We start from the raw sequence: 3,406 nt of genomic DNA, 5'->3' as shown, positions 1-3,406 counted from the left end.
GCTAAACGTATATATCGCGATCCGCACCGTCCGAAAGAAAGTGAACGGGCAATTAGTAATGCTCGGCTTTGATGTTACCACCTTTACACCTGCATCCTATCAACGTCATCGTCTTTAACGACCCTAAGAAATCTAATCTTGTGGCTGGCTTCGTACTTAGATGCTTTCAGCACTTATCCAATCCCGACTTAGATACCCAGCAATGCACCTGGCGGCACAACTGGTAAACCAGCGGTCAGTCCAACACGGTCCTCTCGTACTAGTGTCAGAGCCACGCAAATTTCATACGCCCACGATAGATAGAGACCGAACTGTCTCACGACGTTCTGAACCCAGCTCGCGTGCCACTTTAATGGGCGAACAGCCCAACCCTTGGGACCTTCTCCAGCCCCAGGATGTGACGAGCCGACATCGAGGTGCCAAACCCCTCCGTCGATATGAGCTCTTGGGAGGGATCAGCCTGTTATCCCCGGAGTACCTTTTATCCTTTGAGCGATGTCCCTTCCATACGGAAACACCGGATCACTATGCTCTAGTTTCCTACCTGATCGACTTGTTAGTCTCCCAGTCAAGCGCCCTTATGCCATTACACTCTACGGACGGTTACCAATCGTCCTGAGGGCACCTTTAGAAGCCTCCGTTACTATTTTGGAGGCGACCACCCCAGTCAAACTACCCACCAAACAGTGTCCTCGCAACTACGAGTTAGAACTCAAATAATCAAAGGGCCGTATTTCAACAGCGACTCCACAAATACTGGCGTACCTGCTTCGAAGTCTCCGGCCTATCCTACACATCAATTACCCAAATTCAATGTTAAGCTATAGTAAAGGTTCACGGGGTCTTTTCGTCCCATCGCGGGTAATCGGCATCTTCACCGATACTACAATTTCACTGAGCTCACGGTTGAGACAGTGTCCAGATCATTACACCATTCGTGCAGGTCGGAACTTACCCGACAAGGAATTTCGCTACCTTAGGACCGTTATAGTTACGGCCGCCGTTTACTGGGGCTTCAATTCAATGCTTCTCTTGCGATGACATCTCCTCTTAACCTTCCAGCACCGGGCAGGTGTCAGGCTGTATACGTAATCTTTCAATTTGGCACAGCCCTGTGTTTTTGTTAAACAGTTGCCTGGACCTATTCTCTGCGCCCAACTCTCGTTGGGACCCTTTATCCCGAAGTTACAGGGTCAATTTGCCTAGTTCCTTAACCGTGAATCACTCAAGCGCCTTAGTATATTCAACCCGACTACGTGTGTCCGTTTGCGGTACGGGTACCTCAAGGATTAAGTTTAGCGGATTTTCTTGGGAGTATGATTACACGCACTATTGGATTGTTCCGAAGAACGCTCCATACTATCAGGTTCGACTCTCATCCCGGATTTGCCTGGGATGATCAACATCTACACCCTTCAACGGACTATTCCGTCAGTCCGCGGCGCTGTCACGCCTCCGTCTCCACGTCACTCCTTAAGGTAGTACAGGAATATTAACCTGTTCTGCCATCGGCCTCACCGTTCGGCTGAGCCTTAGGACCCGACTAACCCTGATCCGATTAGCGTTGATCAGGAAACCTTAGTCTTTCGGCGAGGGGGGTTCTCACCCCCTTTATCGTTACTTATACCTACATTTGCTTTTCCACACGCTCCAGCAAAGCTCACGCTTCACCTTCGACGCAGAGTGGAATGCTCCCCTACCGATCATTACTGATCCCATAGCTTCGGTAAAACACTTAATGCCCGATTATTATCCACGCCAAACTCCTCGACTAGTGAGCTGTTACGCACTCTTTAAATGAATGGCTGCTTCCAAGCCAACATCCTAGCTGTCTTAGCAATCTGACTTCGTTAGTTCAACTTAGTGTTTATTTGGGGACCTTAGCTGATGGTCTGGATTCTTCTCCTTTAGGACATGGACCTTAGCACCCATGCCCTCACTCCTGTGATAGAACTAATGCGCATTCGGAGTTTATCAAGACTTGATAGGCGGTGAAGCCCTCGCATCTTATCAGTCGCTCTACCTCACATTAGTAACTCACAAGGCTGCACCTAAATGCATTTCGGGGAGTACGAGCTATCTCCAAGTTTGATTAGCCTTTCACCCCCACCCTCAGTTCATCCGGAAGCTTTTCAACGCTTATCGGTTCGGTCCTCCAGTTAGTGTTACCTAACCTTCAACCTGACCAAGGGTAGATCACTTGGTTTCGCGTCTACTCCTTCCGACTCGACGCCCTGTTCAGACTCGCTTTCGCTTCGGCTGCGCATCTCAAGATGCTTAACCTTGCCGGAAAAAGTAACTCGTAGGTTCATTATGCAAAAGGCACGCCGTCACTGCTTACGCAGCTCCGACCGCTTGTAGGCGCACGGTTTCAGGGACTATTTCACTCTTCTATTCGAAGTGCTTTTCACCTTTCCTTCACAGTACTGGTTCGCTATCGGTCTCTCGGGAGTATTTAGCCTTACCGGATGGTCCCGGCAGATTCACGCAAGATTTCTCGTGTCCCGCGCTACTCAGGATACCACTACGCTTAATTTGACTTCGTATACCGGACTATCACCGTCTATGGTTCCACTTTCCAGAGGATTCTACTCATCAAATGTCTTGCGACATCGTGGTCCTACAACCCCACACATGCCGTAACATGGGTGGTTTGGGCTATTCCCCGTTCGCTCGCCACTACTAGGGGAATCATTATTATTTTCTTTTCCTACAGGTACTAAGATGTTTCAGTTCCCTGCGTTAGCTTCCATCAAAGATGGATGACATTCCTTCAGAATGCCGGGTTGTCCCATTCGGAAATCTCTGGATCAAAGGTTATTTGCACCTACCCAGAGCTTATCGCAGCTTATCACGTCCTTCATCGCCTCCGAGAGCCAAGGCATCCGCCATGCGCCCTTGCTTACTTTCTTTCAAACTTACTTTTAAGTATTAGGTATCAAGTATCAGGTATTAACCCAAAGTACTTAATAGTGTTGTACTTAAAACGTACGGTTCGATATATACTTTTAGCTCTTTACTAAATTTTACTTTTTGTACATCATGTCAAAGATCGTTTCTCTTTTCAGAGATGGTGGAGAATAACGGATTCGAACCGTTGACCCTCTGCGTGCAAGGCAGATGCTCTAGCCAGCTGAGCTAATCCCCCAAGAGTAATTGAACATTCCAACACTGTATTGGCAACGACAATTTTTGTTCGGAGTAGTCCCAGGCAGAGTTGAACTGCCGACCTCTACATTATCAGTGTAGCGCTCTAACCAACTGAGCTATAGGACTAGTTCAACCTTGTCTACCTGATGTTAGACTCGGCTTCTTTCTTTCTCTTGTTTATCTCTATCTATACTTCTATAGATGGTTGATCTATATGTTATAAATAAACAAGTACCAGTAGTACAATAATAGAACC

Annotated in this window: 2 tRNA genes and 1 rRNA gene; all 3 read right to left on the bottom strand. The window is 47.6% G+C overall.

Features of this window, described 5'->3' with window-relative positions:
• Nucleotides 1-32 precede the first annotated feature (32 nt).
• The 3 genes from NBH01_RS26345 to NBH01_RS26335 all read right to left on the bottom strand — a co-directional run bounded on the left by NBH01_RS26345 (nucleotide 33) and on the right by NBH01_RS26335 (nucleotide 3,276).
• Nucleotides 33-2,912, bottom strand: a 23S ribosomal RNA gene (locus NBH01_RS26345).
• 159 nt (nucleotides 2,913-3,071) lie between these two features.
• A tRNA-Ala gene (locus tag NBH01_RS26340) sits at nucleotides 3,072-3,148 on the bottom strand.
• A gap of 54 nt (nucleotides 3,149-3,202) precedes the next feature.
• Nucleotides 3,203-3,276 (bottom strand) — tRNA-Ile (locus NBH01_RS26335).
• Nucleotides 3,277-3,406: the final 130 nt, after the last annotated feature.

This window comes from Bacteroides sp. B1-V-101, from assembly GCF_023656585.1.
GTDB classification, from domain to species: domain Bacteria; phylum Bacteroidota; class Bacteroidia; order Bacteroidales; family Bacteroidaceae; genus Bacteroides; species Bacteroides thetaiotaomicron.
Note: the sequence above shows the minus strand (reverse complement) of the source record. Positions and strands in the feature narration are given on the sequence as shown.